A 20,646-nucleotide genomic window follows, 5' to 3' on the forward strand; every position below is an offset into this window, starting at 1 on the left:
AGATGTGAAAAAGAGCCAGCCATGCCGCCGAGGCTGAACGCCGCGTGGAAACTCGGCATGACAGGGCGGCGCAGCGCGGCGACCACGGCGACGGCGGCACTGTTGAAAGCCACGTTGATGCCGCCGTACGCCATGCCGAACACCAAGAGCACCGCGCCGAGCGCGAGCACCGAACGGGTCAGCGGCGGCAGCGCGACACTGAGACACAGAAGTACGGCGCAGACGACGGTCACCCGGTGGTCGCCGTAGCGGCGGCACAGGCGCCCGGTGAGCGTCATGGTGACGACGGCACCGGCGGACACGCCCAGCAGGGCGAGGCCCAGGGCGCCGGCGGAGGCGCCGGTCCGCTCCTTGACGGCGGGGATGCGCACGACCCAGCCGGCGAAGACGAAGCCGTCCAGGGCGAAGAAGGCGGTGAGCGCGATCCGGAGGCGGGTGAGCTCGTGGCCGTGGCCCGGCACGACGCTGTGCGAACGGGCTTTGTTTATTTGCGGCACAAAAGCAGGCTAGGTCCCGGGTGGAATCGGGGCAAGGGGGGCGATCGCCGTTCGGCGGCAGGTGGTCGGCGGCCGGCGGTCGTCTGCGGGGCGCGGACAGCCACCGGCCCGGACGCCATTGGACGGAACGGCGTGCGGACACCCCGTGGTGCGGGACGTCTCGTCCAGTGCGCGGTCGCCCGGTCCCTCCCCACGACGGGCGCCGCACGGCAGCGCACCGACGTGGGAAGGCCCGTGCCCCCGAGCACAGGCGGGAACGGTACGACCGGCGGGAGCGGCCCGGAGGGACCCGCGCACCCCACCGGGAGGAACGGCGAGGGGCCCGGCGCCGGGCCCCTCGCCGGGATTCTCGTCGCCGACTTCGGGCGGGTCCTGGCCGCGCCCTGCGCCACGATGCTCCTCGCCGATCCGGGCGCGGACGTCGTGAAGGTCGAGCATCCGGCAGGCGGCGACGACACGCGCGCGTGGGGGCCGCCGTACGCGCACCGCGAGGCGACGCGCACGGACGACCTCGCGGCCTGACCGGACACCTGACACTCCGCACCCGCCGAGGGCGGCTCGCCGCACTCGTGCCGGCGCGCGACTGTCAGTGCCGGGTGCGAGGCTGTGGTGAGGCAGACCCGTCGAAGGGACGACCCACCATGACCACCAATGACCTCGTGCCCGGTTCGCCCTGCTGGATCGATCTCGGCACTCCGGACATCCCGGCCGCGGCGGCATTCTACCGGGCGGTCCTGGGCTGGGAGTACGAGCCGATGGACACCGGAGGCGAAGCCGAGGGCGGCACCTTCCGCAAGGACGGCAGGACCGTGGCCGGCCTCGGCGAACTCACCGAGAAGGGCGCCCGGTCGGCGTGGATGATCTACTGGACGGTCATGGACGCCGATGCGACGGCCCGGGCCGTGGAGGCCGGCGGCGGCACCGTCCGCGTGGCCCCCCGTGACCTCGGCGAATGGGGCCGCATGGCGCAGTTCACCGATCCGCTCGGTGGGCAGTTCGCCGCGTGGCAGCCGGGGCAGCAGCCCGGTCTCGGGCTGAGCGACGCGCCCGGCTCGCTGAACTGGACCGAGCTGTACACGAGCGACACGGCCGCCGCGAAGGAGTTCTACGGCTCGGTGTTCGGCTGGCAGTACAGCGACATGGAGATGCCGGGCGGTGAAGGCACGTACACGATGATCACGCCGGCCGGTCGGCCCGCGGAGCGCATGCAGGGCGGCCTGCTGGAGTTGCGCCCGGAGGATCTGTCCCTGGCGGGCGGCAAGCCGTACTGGCATCCGGTGTTCGCCGTGGCCGACTGCGACGCGGCGGTGGCCGAGGCCACCCGTCACGGCGGCCGGGTGCAGATGGGCCCGGCCGACGTCGAGGGCGTGGGCCGGCTCGCCGTCTGCATCGACCCGTACGACGCGGACTTCGTCGTGCTCCGGCCCGCCGAGAGGTGACGGCCGGCCCGGACCGGCCGGACCGGACGGCCGCCGACGCGTTTCGCGCCCCGTCAGCGGCCTTTCGCCGAGGCGCCCCGGCGAACACCCGCGACCGACACCAGGGCGCCGATCACACGGTGACGGGCCCGGTCCGCGCGCAGCGGGCGCCGGGCCCGGTGGGCGGCGACGACGGGTGCGCCCTGCCCGGCGCGGTCACGGACGCGTTCGGCGGACGTGCCGGGGACCTCGGCGGCGGTGACCGCGTGGTGGCGTCGCCGGAACACTGCGCCACCTGAAACCCTGCCGGTCACCCCGCTGACCTGCGGATCCGTCGGCCGGTACGGAGGATGCGCCCGTGCCGGGACGAGGGGCTGTTCGATCGCCGGGTACGGCGTTAAGATGAACCGAACGAATGGTCGGTAGGCATGCCGGCGGCACCGCTGCGGCACCGAACGGGCAAGGGAGACGGATGGACACGGAGCTCCAGGCGCACTTCGAGGCGACCGTCGCGCGCGACCAGCGCATCGAGCCGCGCGACTGGATGCCCGAGGGCTACCGCAAGACCCTGGTCCGGCAGATCGCGCAGCACGCGCACTCCGAGATCATCGGCATGCAGCCCGAGGGCGAGTGGATCACCCGCGCGCCGACGCTGCGCCGCAAGGCGATCCTGTTCGCGAAGGTGCAGGACGAGGCCGGCCACGGCCTGTACCTGTACTCCGCGGCGGAGACCCTCGGCGCCGACCGCGCGGATCTCACGCAGCGGCTCATCGAGGGCCGCCAGAAGTACTCGTCGATCTTCAACTACCCGACGAAGACCTTCGCCGACGTCGGTGTGATCGGCTGGTTCGTGGACGGCGCGGCCATCTGCAACCAGGTCCCGCTGTGCCGCTCCTCCTACGGGCCGTACGCCCGCGCGATGGTCCGCATCTGCAAGGAGGAGTCCTTTCACCAGCGACAGGGCTACGAACTGCTGATGACGATGATGCGCGGCACCGACGCCCAGCGCGAGATGGTGCAGGACGCCGTGAACCGCTGGTGGTGGCCGTCGCTGATGATGTTCGGCCCGCCCGACCACGACTCCCCGAACTCCGCGCAGTCCATGGCGTGGAAGATCAAGCGGCACAGCAACGACGAACTGCGCCAGCGCTTCGTCGACATGACCGTGCCGCAGGCCGAGAAACTCGGCGTCACCCTCCCCGACCCCGAGCTGCGCTGGAACGAGGAGCGCGGCCACTACGACTTCGGCACCCCCGACTGGGCCGAGCTCAAGCGCGTCATCAGCGGCGACGGTCCCTGCAACGCGCAGCGGATGGAACGCCGCCGCACGGCTCACGAGGACGGCGCCTGGGTCCGCGAGGCGGCCCTCGCCCACGCGGCCAAGCAGGCCTGGCGTGCCGAACGCGCCGCGCAGGCGCAGCACACGGCACACGCACGGAAGGAAACGGTGGCATGACCGACGGGAAGCAGGGCTGGCCCCTGTACGAGGTGTTCGTCCGCAGCAAGCGCGGACTGAACCACGTCCACGTCGGCTCGCTGCACGCCGCCGACGACCGCATGGCCCTCACCCACGCCCGCGACCTGTACACCCGGCGCAACGAGGGCGTGTCGATCTGGGTGGTCCGCTCGGAGCACATCGCGGCCTCCACCCGCGACGAGAAGGACCCCTTCTTCTCGCCGAGCGCCGACAAGGTGTACCGCCATCCGACGTTCTACGACATCCCCGAAGACGTCCCGCACATCTAGTCCCGCACGAGGAACAGGCATGAGTGACGACCACGTCTACATGACCCTCGCCGAGGGACACGAGGACGACTCCCGCTGGGCCTACGGCACCGGCTTCGAGGACCCGCTGCACGGCGTCGACACCACCGTCCCCGACGGCGTGGACGCGGCCGAGCTGGCCGCCCTGTGCGTGGCGCTGGGCGACGACGCCCTCGTCCAGGCGCAGCGGCTGGGCGAGTGGACGACCCGCGCCCCCGAGCTGGAGGAGGAGGTGGCGCTGGCCAACATCGGTCTCGACCTGCTCGGCCAGGCCCGCCTGCTGTACTCCCGCGCCGGGCAGGCCGACGGCACCGGCCGCGACGAGGACGCCTACGCGTACTTCCGCGACGCGGACCACTTCCGCAATGTGCGTCTCGCCGAACTGCCCAACGGCGACTTCGCGTTCTCCGTCGTGCGGATGCTGTTGCTGTCCAGCTGGCGGCTCGCCCAGTTCCAGGAGCTGACCTCCCACCCCGACCCCGTGCTGTCGGCGATCGCCGCCAAGGGCGTCAAGGAGCTGGCCTACCACCGGCAGTACGCCGCCGAGTGGTCCGTCCGGCTCGGCGACGGCACCGAGGAGTCGCACCGCCGTATGCGGGCCGCGCTGGAGCAGACCGCCCCCTACCTGGGCGAGATGTTCACCGCGTACGACGCCCGTGACGAGGTCGTCGCCGTGCTCCGACAGGTCACCGACACCGCCGGACTGCCCATGCCGGTCTACCGCCCCCTGCCCGGCTCCGGCCGCGCCGGGGAGCACACCGAGCATCTGGCCCCGCTCCTCGCCGAACTGCAGAGCGTGGCCCGCGCCCACCCGGAGGCGACATGGTGACCACCCTGCCCGACGCCCGGCTCGCCCGGCGCATCGCCGAGCAGGTGCCGGACCCCGAGCTGCCCATGCTCACCCTCGCCGATCTCGGTGTGCTGCGCGAGGTGCGGGTCGGCGACGACGGCACGGTCGTCGCCGAGCTGACCCCGACCTACTCGGGGTGCCCGGCCATGGCCGAGATGCGCGCCGATGTCGCGGCCCGTCTGCGCGACGCCGGCTTCGACCGTGTGGAGATCGTCACCCGGCTCGACCCGCCGTGGAGCAGCGACTGGATCACCCCGGAAGGCCGCCGCAAGCTCACCGAGCACGGCATCGCCCCGCCCGGCCCCGCACCGCACCGCGCCGCCGGGCCGGTCCCGCTCGTGCTGTCCCCGACGCGGCGCACCGTCCACTGCCCGCGCTGCGGCTCCGCCGACACCGAGGAGACCTCCCGCTTCGCCGCCACCTCGTGCAAGGCGCTGTGGCGCTGCCGCGCCTGCCGCGAGCCGTTCGAGTACGTCAAGGAGATCTGATGGCAGAGGTGATGGAGCCGGTCGCCGAGCGGGCCGCACGCCCGCGGACCCGGCGCCGGCCGGCCTTCCACCCGCTGCGGGTGGCCTCCGTCCAGCCCTTGTGCGACGACGCCGCGGCCATCGGCTTCGACATCCCGCCCGAGCTGGCCGAGGAGTTCACGCATCTGCCCGGCCAGTCCCTCACGCTGAGGCGCGAGATCGACGGACGCGACGAGCGGCGGTCGTACTCCATCTGCACGCCCGCCGGTTCCCCGCCGCGCATCGGCGTGCGCGTGGTGCCCGGCGGACTGTTCTCGTCCTGGCTGGTGAACGAGGTGCGCCCCGGCGACGTCGTCGAAGTGATGGGCCCCACGGGCTTCTTCACCCCCGACCTCGGCACCCCGGGCCACCATGTGCTGATCGCCGCCGGCTCCGGCATCACCCCGATGATGTCCATCGCCGAGTCGGTGCTCGCCGCCGACGACCGCTCCACCGTCACCCTCCTCTACGGCAACCGCCGTACCGGCACGGTGATGTTCGCGGACGAACTCGCCGACCTGAAGGACCTTCACCCGTCCCGCTTCCAGCTCGTCCACGTCCTCTCCCGCGAGCCCCGCGAGGCGGAGCTGCTCTCCGGGCGTCTCGACGCCGACCGGCTGTCCTCGCTGATCGACGGTCTCGTGGACGTGAAACAGGCCGACCACTGGTGGCTGTGCGGGCCGCACGGCATGGTCGTCGCCGCACAGCCGGTCCTCGCCGGGCTCGGCGTACCCGAGGAGCGGGTCCACCAGGAGCTGTTCTACGCCGACGACGAACCCGTACGGGAGGTCCACCACGAGGACAGCGGCCCCACGGGACCCGTCAGCGAGGTGACGATCACCCTCGACGGCCGCTCCAGCACCGCCGCGCTGCCCCGCGAACGGACCGTCCTCGACGGCGCCCAGAAGGTCCGCCCCGACCTGCCCTTCGCCTGCAAGGGCGGCGTCTGCGGCACCTGCCGCGCCCTGGTCACCGAGGGCACCGTGGACATGCGGCGCAACTTCGCCCTGGAACCGGCCGAGGTCGACGCGGGCTACGTCCTCACCTGCCAGTCCTATCCGGTGTCAAAGACGCTGGCCGTCGACTTCGACTCCTGACCGGCGCACACGCGTACACGCAGCCGCTCCCCGCTTCGAGCGCGGGGGGCGGCTGCGTGCGCCGAGCGGTGGCCCGGTCGGTCCGGCTCACCCGTCTTCTCGCCTCAGGTGAAGGTGCCCGGGTCGGGCGTGATACCCGGCGTTGCGTCCCCGGTGCCGGCCGGGCCCGCGGTGCCGCCCGCGTCGCCGGGCCGGATGCGCCCGCGCCAGGCGCCGCTCTGCGCGCCGCGCTCCTCCACGAAGCTCTTGAAGCGCCTCATGTCCCCCTTCACACGCCGGTCGAGGACACCGAGCAGGTCGCCGGCCTTCTCCACCGCACCGCTCGGCTCGACGTCCATCACCAGCTCCACGCGCGTGTGGTCGTCGTCCAGCCGCTCGAAGCGGACCGAGCCCCGCTGCCGGGTGTCACCGGACGTGGTGCGCCAGGTGATCCGCTCGTCGGGAAGCTGATCGACGATCTCCGTGTCGAACTCGCGCGTGACACCGCCGATCCTCGTCGTCCAGTGGTTGTGCCGGTCGTCGACCTGCCGTACCTCCTCCACCCCTTCCATGAAGTGCGGGAACTCCTCGAACTGGGTCCACTGGTCGTAGGCGGTGCGGACGGGGACGTCGACTTCCACGGCTTCCTTGACCGTGCTCATCAGCGTGCCTCCTCATGTCGTCGGTCGACGCGGGCGTCGGCAGGCCACCCGCGTGCGTGCCGCGCCCGGGTACCCCGCAGGCCCCGCCTGACGACAGCCGGCTCCGGTCACCGGCACCGCCGCGTCCGTCCGGCGGTCTCCTCCCGCGCCGGGCGCCGCCCCGGCAGGATGACCCCGACCGTGATCCCGCGACCGGAGGTACCCATGGACATCGGCATCGGCCTGCCCAACGCCGTCCCCGGAACCGAACCGCCCGCTCTCCTCGACTGGGCGCGCCGCGCCGAGGACGCCGGTTTCAGCAGCCTCGCCACCATCGGCCGCCTGGTGTACGGCGGTTACGAGGAGCTGGTCGCCCTCGGTGCGGTCGCCGCCGTCACCAGCAGGATCCGGCTCACCACGGGCGTACTGCTGGGACCGCTGTACACCAACGCCGCGCTGCTGGCGAAGCAGACGGCCACCCTGGACCGGCTCTCCGGCGGGCGTCTCGTCCTCGGTGTGGGCCTCGGCGGACGCGACGACGACTTCACCGCCAGCGGCCTCACGACCCGGGGCCGGGGTCGTCGGCTGACCGAGCAGCTCACCGAGGTGAAGCGTGTCTGGGCGGGCGAGGAGCGCGGCCTCGCCGGACCCGTCGGCCCCCGGCCCGCCCGGCCCGGCGGGCCCCAACTCGTCCTCGGGGGCACGAGCGAGGCGAGCTTCCGGCGGGTCGCCGAACTGGCCGACGGCTGGATCATGGGCGGCGGCACGCCCGACCGGTTCGCGGCCCACGCCGCCCGCGTCGAGGCCGCTTGGCGGAAGGCGGGCCGCGAGGGCCGCCCGCGCAAGCTCGCCCTGTCCTACTTCGCGCTCGGCCCCGACGCCCGCGCCCACGCGGACGCCTTCCTCCTCGACTACTACGGCTTTCTCGGCGATCTCGCCCCGCGTGTCGCCGCCGGCGCCGCCGTGACCCCCCAGGACGTCACCGCCCGGGTCGCCGCGTTCGAGAAGGCCGGCTGCGACGAGCTGATCCTCGTCCCCACCACGTCCGACCCCGGCCAGGTCGGTCTCCTCGCGGAGACGCTCGACTGAGCGGCACGGGGCCCGGCACCGGCCCCGACGCCCGCGCCGCGCCCGAAAGCCCTCGCACCCCGGCCCGCCCGCCGAAGAGCGAGGGCCTTCGGGTGTCCGCCCGCAGGCATCCCCTCGCGCCCCGGGGGAACGCGAGGGCCGTACAGCCGTGTCGAACCCGCCCCCTGGCCGTAGAAGCTCAGCCATTTGCCTAAAGCCTTTAGGGAAAGGCATACTCTCTTCAGTCAACATCCGACAGGCAGCGTCACACGAGGAGTGCACTCCCATGGCCCGGGCAGGACTCACCGCCGACCGGCTGGCCCGCATCGGAGCGGAACTGGCCGACGAGATCGGCTTCGAGCAGGTGACCGCGTCGGCGCTGGCCCGCCGGGTCGGCGTGAAGGTCGCGAGCCTCTACTCGCACATCGCCAACACCCACGACCTCAAGACCCGCATCGCCCTGCTCGCGCTCGAGGAAATGGCCGACCGCGCCGCGGACGCCCTCGCCGGACGCGCCGGCAAGGACGCCCTGATCGCCTTCGCCGACGTCTACCGCGACTACGCCCGCGCGCACCCCGGCCGCTACGCCGCCGCGCGGTTCCCCCTCGACCCCCGGACGGCCGCCGCGAGCGCCGGTGTCCGGCACGCCAGGATGACCCGGGCGATCCTGCGCGGCTACGACCTCGACGAGCCGGAGCAGACCCACGCGGTCCGTCTGCTCGGCAGCGTCTTCCACGGCTTCGTCAGCCTCGAACTGGCCGGCGGTTTCAGCCACAGCGCCCCCGACTCGCAGGAGAGCTGGACCCGCACCCTGGACGCCCTGGACGCACTGCTGCGCACCTGGCCCGCCCCCTGACCCACCGACCGCCCGAAGCGCCCCGCCGCGCTCCGTTCCCGAGACGCAGGACCCATGTCCCCCTGGATCACCACCCCCCTCACCGCCGCCCTCGTCAAAGGCGCCCTCGACCTGGAGCGCACCGAGCACGGCCTGCTGCCGCACCGGCTGCCCGCCCCGGCCCGCGCCCGCTGCGCCGACCCGCAGCTCTCCCTGGCCGAGGCCCAGCCCTCCGGCGTACGGATCGCCTTCCGCACCCGCGCCACCGCCGTCGAACTGGACACCCTGCCCACCAAGCGGTCCTACACCGGCGCACCGCCCCGGCCGGAAGGCGTGTACGACCTCCTCGTCGACGGCCGGCCGGCGGGCCGCGCGAGCGTGACCGGCGGCAACACCGTCACCGTCGACCTGGCGACCGGGACCACCGGCATCGAACCGGGACCCGTCGGCACCCTCCGCTTCACCGGTCTGCCCGACCGTGCCAAGGACGTCGAGATCTGGCTCCCGCACAACGAGATCACCGAACTCGTCGCTCTGCGCACCGACGCACCCGTGGAACGGCTGCCCGACCGGGGCCGCAAGGTGTGGCTGCACCACGGCAGTTCCATCAGCCACGGCTCCGACGCCGAGAGCCCCGCCACCACCTGGCCCGCTCTCGCCGCCGCCCTCGGCGGTGTCGAGCTGATCAACCTCGGCTTCGCCGGCAGCGCCCTGCTCGACCCCTTCACCGCCCGTGCGATCCGCGACACCCCCGCCGACCTCATCAGCCTGAAGATCGGCATCAACCTCGTCAACACCGACGTCATGCGGCTGCGCGCCTTCACCCCGGCCGTGCACGGCTTCCTCGACACCGTGCGCGACGGACACCCCGGCACCCCGCTGCTGGTGGTCTCGCCCATCCTGTGTCCCATGCACGAGGACACACCCGGCCCGACCGCCATGGACGTCTCCGCGCTGAGCGAGGGCCGGCTCGGCTTCACGGCCTCCGGCGACCCCGCCGAGGTCGCCGCCGGCAAACTCACCCTGCGCGTCGTCCGTGAGGAACTCGCCCGGATCGTCGCCGACCGCGCCGCCGAGGACCCGCACCTGCACCTCCTCGACGGACGCGACCTCTACGGCGAGGACGACGCCGCCGAACTGCCGCTGCCCGACGGCCTCCACCCGGACGCCGCCACGCACCGCCGTATCGGGGAGCGCTTCGCCGAGCGGGCGTTCGCGCCCGGCGCCGCCTTCGCGTGACGGCGGGCGCCGCCTTCGCGTGACGGTGAGCGGCGGCGTCCGCCCGACGGCCGGCGCCGGCCCGTCCCGCCGCGGCGACCCCTTTCCCGCCAGGGCGGCGCCGCGGCGACCCCGTTCCCCGCCAGGGCGGCGCCGCGGCGACCCGCCCCACGCCCCTGACCAGTTGTTTTACAGTGGCCTCACACCAGTTCCGGCGACTCATGACCGTGAGGTAATCGCGAACCATGCCGACCGAAACGTTTGAGTTCCAGGTCGAGGCACGTCAGCTGTTGCAGCTGATGATCCACTCGGTGTACTCGAACAAGGACGTCTTCCTGCGGGAGCTCGTCTCCAACGCCTCCGACGCCCTCGACAAGCTCCGCCTGGAGTCCCTGCGCGGGGAGATCCCCGACGTCGACGTGTCCGACCTGCACATCGAGATCGAGACGGACAGCGACGCCCGCACCCTCACCGTGCGCGACAACGGCATCGGCATGTCGTACGACGAGGTCGGACAGCTCATCGGCACCATCGCCAACTCCGGCACCGCCCGCTTCCTCAAGGAACTGAGGGAGAACAAGGACGCGGCCGGCGACGCCGAGGGGCTCATCGGCCAGTTCGGCGTCGGCTTCTACTCCGCGTTCATGGTCGCCGACGAGGTCACCCTCGTCACCCGCCGCGCAGGCGAGAAGCAGGGCACCCGCTGGAGCTCCCGAGGCGAGGGCACGTACACCCTGGAAACCGTCGACGACGCCCCGCAGGGCACCGCCGTCACCCTCCACCTCAAGCCCGCCGACCCCGAGAACCAGCTCCACGACTACACCTCGGAACGGCAGATCCGGGACATCGTCAAGCGGTACTCGGACTTCATCACCTGGCCGATCCGCTACGTCCGCAAGGCCGCCGACGGCAAGGACACACCCGGACCCGAGACCCTCAACTCGATGAAGGCGCTGTGGGCGCGCCCGCGTGACGAGGTGTCCGACGACGAGTACCACGAGCTGTACAAGCACATCAGCCACGACTGGCGCGACCCGCTGGAGACCGTCCGCCTCCAGGCGGAGGGCACCTTCGAGTACCAGGCGCTGCTGTTCCTGCCCTCGCACGCCCCGCACGACCTGTTCACGCAGGGCTACAGGCGCGGCATGCAGCTGTACGTCAAGCGCGTCTTCATCATGGACGACTGTGAGGAACTCCTCCCGCCCTACCTGCGGTTCGTCAAGGGCGTCGTCGACGCGGCCGACCTGTCCCTCAACGTCTCGCGCGAGATCCTCCAGCAGGACCGGCACATCCGGATGATCCAGCGTCGGCTCACCAAGAAGGTCCTGTCCACCGTCAAGGAGCTGATGACCAAGGACGCCGAGCGCTACGCCACGTTCTGGCGGGAGTTCGGCGCCGTCCTGAAGGAAGGCCTCGTCACCGACGCCGACAACCGCGACGCGATCCTCGCCGTCGCCTCCTTCGCCTCCACCCACAGCGCCGAGGAGCCCACCACCCTCAAGGCGTACACGGAGCGGATGAAGGACGGCCAGAAGGACATCTACTACCTCACCGGCGACTCCCGGCAGGCCGTCGAGAACTCCCCGCACATGGAGGCGTTCCGCGCCAAGGGCATCGAGGTGCTGCTGCTCACCGACCCCGTCGACGAGGTGTGGGTGGACGCCGTCGGCGAGTACGAGGGCAAGAAGCTGCGCTCCGTCGCCAAGGGCGAGATCGACCTCGACGGCGAGGACGAGCAGACCGAGGACACCGCGCGGGACGAGGAGTACGCCGGCCTGCTCGACTGGATGAAGGAGAAGCTGTCGGAGGACATCAAGGAGGTCCGCCTCTCCCACCGGCTCACCGTCTCCCCGGCCTGCCTGGTCTCCGACGCGCACGACCTCACCCCGGCGCTGGAGAACATGTACCGGGCGATGGGCCAGGAGGTGCCCCGCACCAAGCGCATCCTCGAACTCAACGCCGACCACGCCCTGGTGAAGGGCCTCAACCAGGCCTGGCGCGACGACAAGGACCGTGAGACCGTCGCCGAGACCGCCGAACTGCTGTACGGCCTCGCGGTGCTCGCGGAGGGCGGCCGGCCCGAGGAACCCGCCCGGTTCGTGCGGCTCGTCGCCGACCGGCTGGAGCGCAGCCTGTAACAGCCGTGTACCGGTGCGTCCGCGTCCCCGCGGGCGCACCGGTACCCCACCAGGCCGGATGTCGGCGCCGCCACGGCACCCGCGCCCGCCCCGCCCGTACGACGTCTTGACAGCGTGCGTACTGTTTCGCGACGTTTGATCCTCATCGAGCAGTGCGGGACGCGCGCAACGCGCCATGGGGGGAGCGGTCGCCGATGCACATCACCGTCCACAGAGCCGACGAACTGACCGATGCCCAGCGCAAGAGCTGGCACGAGGCCATGGACGAGTCACCCGAGTTCGCCAACCCTTTCCTGGCGCCGGAGTTCGCCGAGGGAGTCGCCCGGCACCGTGACGGGGTGCGGGTCGCCGTCCTCCACGACGGCGGGGAGCCGGTCGGCTTCTTCCCGTACGAACGCACGGCCCTGGGGGTGGGCCGGGCCCTCGGCATGGGCCTGTCCGACTGCCAGGCACTCGTGCACCGGCCCGGTGTCGTCTGGGACACCCGGCTGCTGCTGCGGGCCTGCGGGCTCGCCAGCTTCGAGTTCGACCATCTCGTCGAGCGGCAGAAGCCGTTCGGCCCGCATGTCACGGGCCTGTTCCCGTCACCCGTGATCGACCTGACGCCCGGCGACGACGACTACCCGGCCTGGCTGCGCGCCACCTACCCGGGGCTGGCCAAGACCACCCTGAAGAAGGAACGCCGGATCGGCCGCGACATCGGCGAGACACGGTTCGTCTTCGACGAGCGCGACCCGGGGGCGCTGCGGCAGCTGATGCGCTGGAAGTCCGCGCAGTACCGAAGGACCGGCCGTATGGACCGCTTCTCCCGGCCCTGGATCGTGGACCTGGTCACCGACCTGTTCGAGCAGCGCGAGGAACACTTCACCGGCGTGCTGTCCGTGCTGTACGCCGGTGACCGTCCGGTCGCCGCGCACTTCGGGCCGCGGTCCCGTACCGTCCTCGCCGCCTGGTTCACCGCGTACGACCCCGACGTCCACCGCTACTCGCCCGGGCTGATGATGCATCTGAGGATGGCCGAGACGGGCCGTCGGCAGGGCATCGAGCTGCTGGACCTGGGACGCGGCGACAAGGAGTACAAGGACTGGCTGAAGACCCGTGAGCTGCGTGTCGCGGAGGGGTTCGCCACCCGGCCGCACCCGGTCGCCGCCGCACACCGTCTGGTACGGCGGCCCGTGCGCGGCCTGCGCAACACGGTGCTGGCCCACCCCCGGCTGCGCGAGCCGGCCGACCGTCTGCTCAGGACGGTCGGCGCGCTGCGCACCTCCCGCGGGCTCTGACCGCAGCCCCGGACGCACCGCCTGCGCGGGCGCCCGGGGCGGCGGGTTCACCAGGTGTGCGCGACGTCCACCACGACGTGCCCGTCCAGGGTGAGCACCCGGAACGGCAGCCGCGCCCGGACGCCCAGACCGATCTGCGTGTCCCCTTCGAAACTGCCGGCGAACCGGGCGTCCCGGAAGGTGCGGTACCCGGCGAGACCGACACCCGGCAGCGGGTCTCCGGCCCGGCCCGGGTAGGCGGGGCCGCCCGTCGCCGGGTCGTACGCGGGTGCGGTCACCCTGACCTCCAGCACGGCACCGCCGGAGACGGGGATGACCCGGCCCGAGCCGTCCTGGTGGAGGCGGTCGACATAGCGGACCGAGTAGCCGAGACCGCCGGCCTTCACCCCGGGGACGTCGACGACCAGCCGGTCCCAGCAGGTGTGGCGGCCGGCGCGTACGTTCCTCACCGGGTGTGAGGTGGCGGCGGTCCGGGTCTCGGGAAGGCTGCCCCAGCCCGTGGGGCAGACCGTGCCGCTCTGCGTGGCCGTGGCTGTCGCCGGGGCGGCGTCGGCGGGGGCGGCGGTCAGTCCGAACGTCGTCCCGAGAAGAGCGATCGCGGCCAGGATTCTTGTGCTTCGTACCATGACGTCCCCCGACGTGGTGCTGTGTCTGATATCAGCTGAGACAGGCGGGATGCCCTCATGGTTGCGCTGTGACCGCCATCACTTTTCCGTGGGTGCGTGGCCCCGGCCGGATCGGGCGCGGCTGTCCGGGCGGTGCGCTCCTTGCCGTCGAGTATCGGCCCGATCACCCGGCGCCGCACTACAGCAGCGGCGCCTGCGGGCCGCCGGGCGCCTCCTGCCGCCGCTCTACCACGCTCCGCGCGACCGCCTCCACGTCCTCCTGCGGAAGCCGCCGATAGCCGTCCTCGGTGACCAGCGCGACCAGCGGGAAAAGCCGGCGGGTCAGATCGGGGCCGCCGGTCGCCGAGTCGTCGTCGGCGGCGTCGTACAGCGCCTGCACGGCCGCGGTGAGGACCTCGTCCTCGGCCATGCCGTCCCGGTACAGCTTCTTCAGCGCCCCGCGCGCGTACACCGACCCCGAGCCCGTCGCCGTGTAGCCGGTCTCCTCGGTGCGGCCACCCGTCACGTCGTACGAGAAGATGCGGCCCGCGCCCCGGTCCACGTCGTACCCGGCGAAGACCGGCACCACGGCGAGGCCCTGCATCGCCATGCCGAGGTTGCCGCGGACCATGGTGGTCAGCCGGTTGGCCTTGCCGTCCAGCGAGAGCGGGGTGCCCTCGATCTTCTCGTAGTGCTCCAGCTCCAGCTGGAACAACCGCACCAGCTCCACCGCGATGCCGGCGGTCCCGGCGATGCCCACCGCCGAGAACTCGTCGGCCGGGAAGACCTTCTCGTACTCGCGGTGCGCGATCACATTGCCCATGGTGACGCGCCGGTCGCCCGCGATCAGCACCCCGTCCGCGTACGTCGCCGCGACGATGGTCGTGCCGTGCGGGGCCTCGAAGCCCGCGTGCGGTCGCGGCAGACGGCGGTTGCCGGGCAGCAGCTCCGGGGCCTGCGCCGCCAGGAAGTCCAGGAAGGACGACGTCTCGGGCGCCATGAACGCGGGCGGCAGACCGTTTCCGGGCTGGATGCTCATGCGGGTGCCTTCCTGGTCGTCGTGACGGAACCGGCCCCCGGCCAGGGGGCCGTCCTCGTCGCCGACCTACCCGCCCCGGACGCATCGCATGCCCCGCCGTCCGGGCCCCCTCGGGGCCACGCCGGCGGCGGCCGTACGCTGGGAGACGCACTCGGACCGGGCTCCGCCGGGCTGTCCGAGCCACCCGCGAAGGAGGACGATGCACCCCGGTCCCACGGCACCCGCCGCGCCGCTCACCGCGCTGCTGGAGGACTTCTCCCTGGAGATGACCGCCAAGGACGTGCCCGCGCTGGAACAGGCCCGCCGCACCCTGCCCGCCGGCACCCGGGTCAACATCACCTACCTCGGCAACGAGGACCTGCCGATGCGGCTGGCCGCCGCCCGCGCGGTCAAGGCCCACGGTCTCGTCCCCGTCCCGCACATCTCCGCCCGCCGCCTGGGCTCGCGCGCCGCCCTGGAGGAGTTCCTGGCCGGTCTCCAGGACGACGGCACCGGTGAACACGTGTTCGTCGTCGGTGGTGACCCCGCCCATGCGCACGGCCCCTACGACGACGCCCTCGCCGTGATCCGCAGCGGGCTGCTCCAGCAGTACGGTGTGCGCCGCGTCGGCATCCCCGGCTACCCCGAGGGCCACCCCGCCATCGCCGACGGCGTGCTGTGGTCCGCGCTGCGGGACAAGAGCGCCGTGCTCGGCGGGCACGGACTGACCGGTGACGTCATCACCCAGTTCGCCTTCGACGCAAAACCCGTCCTCGACTGGATCGAACGGTCCCGCGAGCACGGCGTCGAGGCGCCCGTCCGCATCGGCGTGCCCGGCCCGGCCGGGGTGCGCCGCCTGCTCGCCTACGCGGGCCGCTTCGGCGTCGCCACCGGCGCCTCCATCGCCCGCAAGTACGGCCTCTCCCTCACCAATCTGATGTCCACCGCGGGCCCCGACCGCTTCCTGCACGCCTTCGCCGAGGGCTACGACCCCCACCGCCACGGCGATGTGAAGGTGCACTTCTACACCTTCGGCGGCCTGGCCGCCACGGCGGAGTGGGTGTCCCGCTTCCGTGCGGGGACATCCCCCGCGCACTAGCCGGCGGCGCCGTCGCGGCCCGGCGGGCCCCGCCCGGCGGGGCCCAGGGCCAGGTCCAGGTCGAACGCCGCGCTGATCGGCGCGAGATGCGTGAACGCCTGCGGGAAGTCGCCCTGTTGCTCACCGGTGCGGGAGATCTCCTCGGCGTACAGGCCGAGATGGTTGGCGTACGTCACATCCTCTCGAAGGCCGGCCGCGCCTCGTCGACCCGGTGGGCCCGCACGAGCGCCTCCACGTACCAGCGCGAGCAGATGGAGAACGTGCCCTCGTCGCCGCGCGGGCCGTCCGGGCCGGCCTGCGGGTCGCAGCGGCAGACCAGCAAGTCCGACACCAGGTCCCGGGTGAGCGCGTCCGGCATGGACAGCCACTTCGGGTCCGTCGGCGCGATGAACTTCGCCGGCGGCATCATCAGCACCGCCGCGTCCAGCACATCGCCGCGTGCTCGGCCACCGGCGGACACCCGCGTGCCCGCCCTGTGCCGTCGCCGCCGCGGCCGTCGTGCCCGATTCCGCCGCGGACCTTCCGGTCCTGCCGTCCGCCGTTGCGGCCACACCCGCCTCCGCTCCCGCGTCGAGCGCACCTCCCGGCGTAGGGAGGACCGGCCCTTCGGGCGAGGCGGCCGGGGCGACGGTCACACGGTCACGACCGTGATCCCGGCCTCCTCGAGACGGCCGATCTCCTCCGGCGTCGCCGCCCTGTCCGTCACCAGCGTGCCGACCATGCCGGGGCCGCAGATCCGGGCGAAGGCACGCCGGCCCAGCTTGCTGGAGTCGGCGGCGACGACGACCCGTTCGGCGCGCTCGCACAGCAGCCGGTTGATCGCCGCCTCCGCTTCGTCGTGCGCGGCGGCACCGTGCACCGCGTCGAAGGACACCACACCCAGCACGGCCACATCCAGGGTGATCTGCCCGAGCACCCCGTCGGCGAGCGGACCGATCAGCTCGTACGACTGTGCCCGTGCCACCCCGCCCGTCACCACGATCTTGAACTGGGGCCGCACCGCCAGCTCGTTGGCGATGTTCAGCGCGTTGGTGACCACGGTCAGCGCGGGCGAGCCGGAGGCGAGGTCGGCGCGGACCGCGAGCGCCCGCGCCACCTCCGTGGTGGTCGTACCGCCGGTCAGGCCCACCGCCTCACCCGGCGCGATCAGCTCCGCCACGGCCCGCGCGATGCGCTGCTTCTCGGAGGCGTGCCGGGCCGTCTTGTACCGCAGCGGCAGCTCGTACGACACCCCGTGCACCACCGCGCCGCCCCGCGTGCGCACCAGCATCTGCTGCTCGGCGAGCCGGTCGAAGTCCCGGCGGATGGTCGCCGCCGACACCGCCAGCTCGGCGGCGGCCTCCTCGACGTCCAGCCGGCCCCGCTCGACGAGCAGCTCCAGCAGCGCCTTCCAGCGGGCGTCGCGGGACATCCGCACCCTCCGTTTCCACCCGTTTCCACGGTCCACCTGTGATCCCCGGTGACAGTAGCGCACCCGCACCGACGCCGGATGCTTGAAGGTGCGCGAAACGGAGCTATATCTTGCAGGAACAATCATCCTGTGCCGGGGAGGTCCCGAATGACCCATGTCGAGGACGAGCTGAACAGCCAGCCCGAGTGCTGGGCCCGCGCCGCCGCCCAGGCCGCCGACCACACCGCCGTGCTCCCGGCGGCGGGGGAGCGGGTCGCGGTCGTCGGATGCGGCACCTCGTACTTCATGGCGCAGGCCGTCGCCGGACTGCGCGAGGCCGCCGGGCAGGGCGAGACCGACGCCTTCGCCGCCTCCGAGTTCCCCCACGGCCGCCGCTACGACCGGGTGATCGCCCTGACCCGCTCCGGCACCACCACCGAGGTGCTGGACCTCCTCACCCGGCTGCGCGGCCGCACCCGCACCACCGCCCTCACCGCGGACCCGGACACCCCGGTGCGCGACGCCGCCGACGACCTCGTCGTCCTCGACCACGCCGACGAACGCTCCGTCGTGCAGACCAGGTTCGCCACCAGCGCGCTCACCCTGCTCCGCGCCCACCTCGGCCTGCACCCCGACCACGCCGTCGCCGACGCCCGCACCGCGCTCGCCGAGGAGCTGCCGCAAGGCCTCGTCGGCTGTCGCCAGTTCACCTTCCTCGGCCGTGGCTGGACCGTCGGCCTCGCCAACGAGGCCGCGCTGAAGATGCGCGAGGCCTCCCTGTCGTGGACCGAGGCCTACCCGGCCATGGAGTACCGCCACGGCCCCATCAGCATCACCACCGACTCCACCGCCACCTGGATGTTCGGCGGGGCACCCGACGGGCTCGCCGACCAGGTACGGCGAACCGGCGGCCTGTGGATCGCCGGACACCTCGACCCGCTCGCCGAACTCGTCCGCGTGCAGCGCCTCGCCGTGGCGGTCGCCGCGGCCCGCGGGCTCGACCCCGACCACCCCAGGCATCTCACCCGCTCGGTGATCCTCGCCTCCTGACGCCCCGGAAAGGACGGGCCGTGCCCCTCGTCACCACCGGCGAACTCCTCACCTGGGCCGCCGCCGGCCGCACCGCACTCGCCGCGTTCAACATCGTCACCCTCGAGCACATCGAGGCCGTCGTCGCCGGCGCCGAGTCAGCCGGCGCGCCCGTCGTCCTCCAGGTCAGCGAGAACGCCGTCAAGTTCCGCTACGGCCGCCTCCTGCCGCTCGCCCGCGCCGCCGTCGCCGCCGGCGAACGCGCCGCCGTGCCCGTCGCCCTCCACCTCGACCACATCAAGAGCGACGCCCTGCTGAGGCAGGCGGCCGACGCCGGGTTCAGCTCCGTCATGTACGACGCCTCCGCCCTGCCCTACGCCGAGAACCTCGCCGCCACCCGCGCCGCCGCCGACTGGGCGCACTCCCGGGGCCTGTGGATCGAGGCCGAACTGGGCCAGGTCGGCGGCAAGGACGGCCGGCCCGCCCTCGACGCCCACGCGCCCGGCGCCCGTACCGACCCGACCGAGGCGCGCGCCTTCGTCACCGACTCCGGTGTGGACGCCCTCGCCGTGGCCATCGGCAGCGCCCACGCCATGACCAGCCGCACCGCCGCCCTCGACCACGACCTGCTCAAGCGTCTCGCCGCGGTGCTCGACGTGCCGCTCGTCCTGCACGGCTCCTCCGGCGTTCCGGACGACGAACTGCGGGCCGCCGTCGCCGGGGGCATCACCAAGGTGAACATCGGCACCGCGCTGAACATCGCCATGACCGCGGCGATCCGTGACCATCTGAGCGCCCACCCGGAGGCCGTCGACTCCCGCACCTACCTCGGCGTGGGCCGCGAGGCGATGGCCCGGACGGTGGAGCAGCTCATCACCGTGCTGTCCGGGGTGCGTCCGGCGGCCGGGCTCGCTCCCTGACCGCCGCCGGCACCGACGGACCGGCCGGGCTCGGCGCTCTTCGACCGCCTTGAGCGCCGACGGGCCGGCCGGTCTCAGCGCTCCTTGACCGCCTTCAGCACCACGAACTTCGGGTCGCTCGCGACGAGGCGGCTGTTGCCGAACAGCCGCCTCAGCTTCACGTGGTAGCCGAGGTGCCGGTTGCCGACCACCCACAGCTCACCGCCTGGACGCAGCGCGCGCCGCGCACCGGTGAACATGCGCCACGCCGTCGCGTCCGTCGTCGCCTGGTGGGAGTGGAACGGCGGATTGTTCAGCACGATGTCCACCGACCCGGCAGGCACCCCGGCGAGCCCGTCGCCGACGCGGAACTCGGCGTGCCCGGGCACCCCGTTCGCCTTGTACGTCGCCTCGGCCGACGCCACCGCCTGGAACGACTCGTCCACGAACAGCACTTCGGCCTCCGGGTTCGCCACCGCCACCGCCGTACCGACGACACCGTTGCCGCAGCCGAGGTCCACGACCCGCTGCGCGCCGCGGGTCTGCGGCAGATGGCCGAGGAAGAACCGGGTGCCGATGTCCAGGCGGTCGGCGCAGAAGACACCCGCGTGGTTGACGACGGTGCGGCCGGAGACGGGACCGATGCCGTCCGGCAGCCGGTACACGTACGGCCACGGGCTGGGGCCGGGCTTCAACGCCGGGTGGGGCGTGCAGAAGATCAGGCGGGCCTTCCGCCGGGCCAGGGACGTGCGCGTCGGGCCGAGGGCGCGTTCGAACATCTGGAGCGTCGAGGTGTGGATCTCCTTCACCATGCCGGTGCCGACGACGACCGTGCCCTCGTGCACCGAGGGCGCGAGCCGCAGCAGCTGGTCCTCCAGCAGGGCCAGGCTCTTCGGCACCCGCACCAGCAGCACGTCGATCCGCTCCGGCGGCGGGTCCTGCGTCGTCAGCAGCCGCACCGTGCCCGGTTCGACGCCCGCCCGCGCCAGGTTGGCCCGGGTCGCCTCCTGCGTGAGACAGGAGTCGGTGATCTGCGTCGGGGCGTGCGCCGCGAGCGCCGTGGCCAGGGCGCCCCAGCGGTCCCCGACGATCACGACCGTGCCGGTCAGTGGGGTCTCCTGCTCGGCGAGATGCGCGAGGAGGTAGGCGTCGGAGGCGTCCCAGGCGCGCAGCCTGTCACGGGGGTCCTCCGGGAAGCGGGTCAGCGCGAGTTCGCCCCACGGGGTCGTCATACGGTCGTCCATCGCGACAAGGCTAGCCGAGCCGCAGCTCAGGGCCGGTACGGGAACGGAGCGGGGGAGCGCGGGAACGGGGG

General features: G+C 72.8%; 21 protein-coding genes and 2 pseudogenes. 15 read left to right on the forward strand and 8 right to left on the reverse strand.

The genetic code is table 11. The features are described 5' to 3' along the window. The coding region (locus MTQ10_RS13445) for an MFS transporter (protein WP_374117603.1) at nt 1–497 on the reverse strand (497 nt) is incomplete at its 3' end. A gap of 222 nt (nt 498–719) precedes the next feature. Here MTQ10_RS13445 and MTQ10_RS31635 point away from each other — a divergent pair. Continuing rightward, nucleotides 720–995: pseudogene (locus MTQ10_RS31635) on the forward strand (CoA transferase); the annotation flags it as partial. 143 nt (nt 996–1,138) lie between these two features. After that, entirely contained in the window at nt 1,139–1,936 is a 798-nt protein-coding gene (locus tag MTQ10_RS13455) for a VOC family protein (RefSeq protein WP_247466722.1), read from the forward strand. Nucleotides 1,937–1,989: 53 nt separating this feature from the next. Here the strand turns inward: MTQ10_RS13455 and MTQ10_RS13460 are convergent, their stop codons facing one another. Next, nucleotides 1,990–2,202 carry a hypothetical protein gene (locus MTQ10_RS13460; RefSeq protein ID WP_247466772.1) on the reverse strand — a complete coding sequence of 71 codons (213 nt, stop codon included), beginning with the start codon at nt 2,200–2,202 and terminating at the stop codon, nt 1,990–1,992. Between the two features lie 185 nt (nt 2,203–2,387). On the opposite strand from MTQ10_RS13460, the gene paaA reads away from it, so the two are divergent. Genes paaA through paaE form a run of 5 tightly spaced genes read left to right on the forward strand, consistent with a single transcriptional unit; the run spans nt 2,388 to nt 6,132 of the window. After that, nucleotides 2,388–3,371, forward strand: coding sequence for a 1,2-phenylacetyl-CoA epoxidase subunit PaaA (paaA, locus tag MTQ10_RS13465; protein WP_247466724.1), 984 nt, complete (start codon nt 2,388–2,390; stop codon nt 3,369–3,371). After that, nucleotides 3,368–3,661, forward strand: coding sequence for a 1,2-phenylacetyl-CoA epoxidase subunit PaaB (gene paaB / locus MTQ10_RS13470; protein WP_247466727.1), 294 nt, complete (start codon nt 3,368–3,370; stop codon nt 3,659–3,661). The genes paaA and paaB overlap by 4 nt, the downstream gene beginning before the upstream one ends. A 19-nt stretch (nt 3,662–3,680) precedes the next feature. Continuing rightward, a complete protein-coding gene (gene paaC / locus MTQ10_RS13475) occupies nt 3,681–4,508 on the forward strand; it encodes a 1,2-phenylacetyl-CoA epoxidase subunit PaaC (protein ID WP_247466730.1) in 828 nt (275 codons plus the stop codon). After that, nucleotides 4,502–5,017 carry a 1,2-phenylacetyl-CoA epoxidase subunit PaaD gene (paaD, locus tag MTQ10_RS13480; protein ID WP_247466733.1) on the forward strand — a complete coding sequence of 172 codons (516 nt, stop codon included), beginning with the start codon at nt 4,502–4,504 and terminating at the stop codon, nt 5,015–5,017. Before paaC ends, paaD begins: the two co-directional genes overlap by 7 nt. Next, a complete protein-coding gene (gene paaE, locus MTQ10_RS13485; RefSeq protein ID WP_247466736.1) occupies nt 5,017–6,132 on the forward strand; it encodes a 1,2-phenylacetyl-CoA epoxidase subunit PaaE in 1,116 nt (371 codons plus the stop codon). Before paaD ends, paaE begins: the two co-directional genes overlap by 1 nt. 104 nt (nt 6,133–6,236) lie before the next feature. Here the strand turns inward: paaE and MTQ10_RS13490 are convergent, their stop codons facing one another. After that, on the reverse strand, nt 6,237–6,773 hold the full coding sequence (locus MTQ10_RS13490; RefSeq protein ID WP_247466738.1) for an SRPBCC family protein: 537 nt from the start codon (nt 6,771–6,773) through the stop codon (nt 6,237–6,239). A 204-nt stretch (nt 6,774–6,977) separates the two neighbouring features. Between MTQ10_RS13490 and MTQ10_RS13495 the strand changes: the two genes are divergently transcribed. The 5 genes from MTQ10_RS13495 (at nt 6,978) to MTQ10_RS13515 (ending at nt 13,291) form a co-directional block, all read left to right on the forward strand. Beyond that, entirely contained in the window at nt 6,978–7,841 is an 864-nt protein-coding gene (locus MTQ10_RS13495) for an LLM class flavin-dependent oxidoreductase (RefSeq protein WP_247466741.1), read from the forward strand. Between the two features lie 265 nt (nt 7,842–8,106). Continuing rightward, the gene (locus MTQ10_RS13500) at nt 8,107–8,676 is read left to right on the forward strand and encodes a TetR/AcrR family transcriptional regulator (RefSeq protein ID WP_247466743.1); all 570 of its coding nucleotides are present in this window, start codon (nt 8,107–8,109) and stop codon (nt 8,674–8,676) included. 54 nt (nt 8,677–8,730) lie between these two features. Further along, nucleotides 8,731–9,894: a GDSL-type esterase/lipase family protein gene (locus tag MTQ10_RS13505; protein WP_247466747.1), complete on the forward strand. Its 1,164-nt coding sequence runs from the start codon at nt 8,731–8,733 to the stop codon at nt 9,892–9,894. A gap of 224 nt (nt 9,895–10,118) precedes the next feature. Continuing rightward, nucleotides 10,119–12,011 carry a molecular chaperone HtpG gene (gene htpG, locus MTQ10_RS13510; protein ID WP_247466749.1) on the forward strand — a complete coding sequence of 631 codons (1,893 nt, stop codon included), beginning with the start codon at nt 10,119–10,121 and terminating at the stop codon, nt 12,009–12,011. 194 nt (nt 12,012–12,205) lie between these two features. Then, complete coding sequence (locus MTQ10_RS13515; protein ID WP_247466751.1) at nt 12,206–13,291, forward strand: GNAT family N-acetyltransferase; 1,086 nt, start codon at nt 12,206–12,208, stop codon at nt 13,289–13,291. Nucleotides 13,292–13,338: 47 nt separating this feature from the next. Here MTQ10_RS13515 and MTQ10_RS13520 read toward each other — a convergent pair whose 3' ends face one another. Together MTQ10_RS13520 and prcB are read right to left on the reverse strand one after the other, a co-directional pair. Next, the gene (locus MTQ10_RS13520; protein WP_247466753.1) at nt 13,339–13,917 is read right to left on the reverse strand and encodes an AMIN-like domain-containing (lipo)protein; all 579 of its coding nucleotides are present in this window, start codon (nt 13,915–13,917) and stop codon (nt 13,339–13,341) included. Nucleotides 13,918–14,095: 178 nt separating this feature from the next. Next, a complete protein-coding gene (gene prcB / locus MTQ10_RS13525) occupies nt 14,096–14,935 on the reverse strand; it encodes a proteasome subunit beta (protein ID WP_247466755.1) in 840 nt (279 codons plus the stop codon). A gap of 199 nt (nt 14,936–15,134) precedes the next feature. Here prcB and MTQ10_RS13530 point away from each other — a divergent pair, with 199 nt between their 5' ends. Continuing rightward, nucleotides 15,135–16,013 (forward strand): methylenetetrahydrofolate reductase, encoded by an 879-nt coding sequence (locus MTQ10_RS13530; RefSeq protein WP_247466758.1) that lies wholly within the window; start codon nt 15,135–15,137, stop codon nt 16,011–16,013. On the opposite strand, the pseudogene MTQ10_RS13535 reads toward MTQ10_RS13530, so the two are convergent. Both MTQ10_RS13535 and MTQ10_RS13540 read right to left on the reverse strand, forming a co-directional pair. After that, nucleotides 16,010–16,449, reverse strand: a pseudogene (locus tag MTQ10_RS13535) (glycoside hydrolase family 15 protein); the annotation flags it as partial. The gene MTQ10_RS13530 and the pseudogene MTQ10_RS13535 sit on opposite strands and share 4 nt — an antisense overlap. Before the next feature lie 195 nt (nt 16,450–16,644). After that, nucleotides 16,645–17,424: a DeoR/GlpR family DNA-binding transcription regulator gene (locus MTQ10_RS13540; protein ID WP_247466761.1), complete on the reverse strand. Its 780-nt coding sequence runs from the start codon at nt 17,422–17,424 to the stop codon at nt 16,645–16,647. A gap of 147 nt (nt 17,425–17,571) precedes the next feature. On the opposite strand from MTQ10_RS13540, the gene MTQ10_RS13545 reads away from it, so the two are divergent. Beyond that, nucleotides 17,572–18,453, forward strand: coding sequence for an SIS domain-containing protein (locus tag MTQ10_RS13545; RefSeq protein WP_247466764.1), 882 nt, complete (start codon nt 17,572–17,574; stop codon nt 18,451–18,453). 20 nt (nt 18,454–18,473) lie between these two features. Then, nucleotides 18,474–19,352 carry a class II fructose-bisphosphate aldolase gene (locus tag MTQ10_RS13550; RefSeq protein ID WP_247466767.1) on the forward strand — a complete coding sequence of 293 codons (879 nt, stop codon included), beginning with the start codon at nt 18,474–18,476 and terminating at the stop codon, nt 19,350–19,352. A gap of 74 nt (nt 19,353–19,426) precedes the next feature. On the opposite strand, the gene MTQ10_RS13555 is transcribed toward MTQ10_RS13550, so the two are convergent. Then, a complete protein-coding gene (locus MTQ10_RS13555) occupies nt 19,427–20,563 on the reverse strand; it encodes a methyltransferase (RefSeq protein WP_247466769.1) in 1,137 nt (378 codons plus the stop codon). Between the last annotated feature and the right edge of the window lie 83 nt (nt 20,564–20,646).

The organism is Streptomyces sp. XM83C (assembly GCF_023072675.1).
GTDB lineage: Bacteria > Actinomycetota > Actinomycetes > Streptomycetales > Streptomycetaceae > Streptomyces > Streptomyces thermocoprophilus.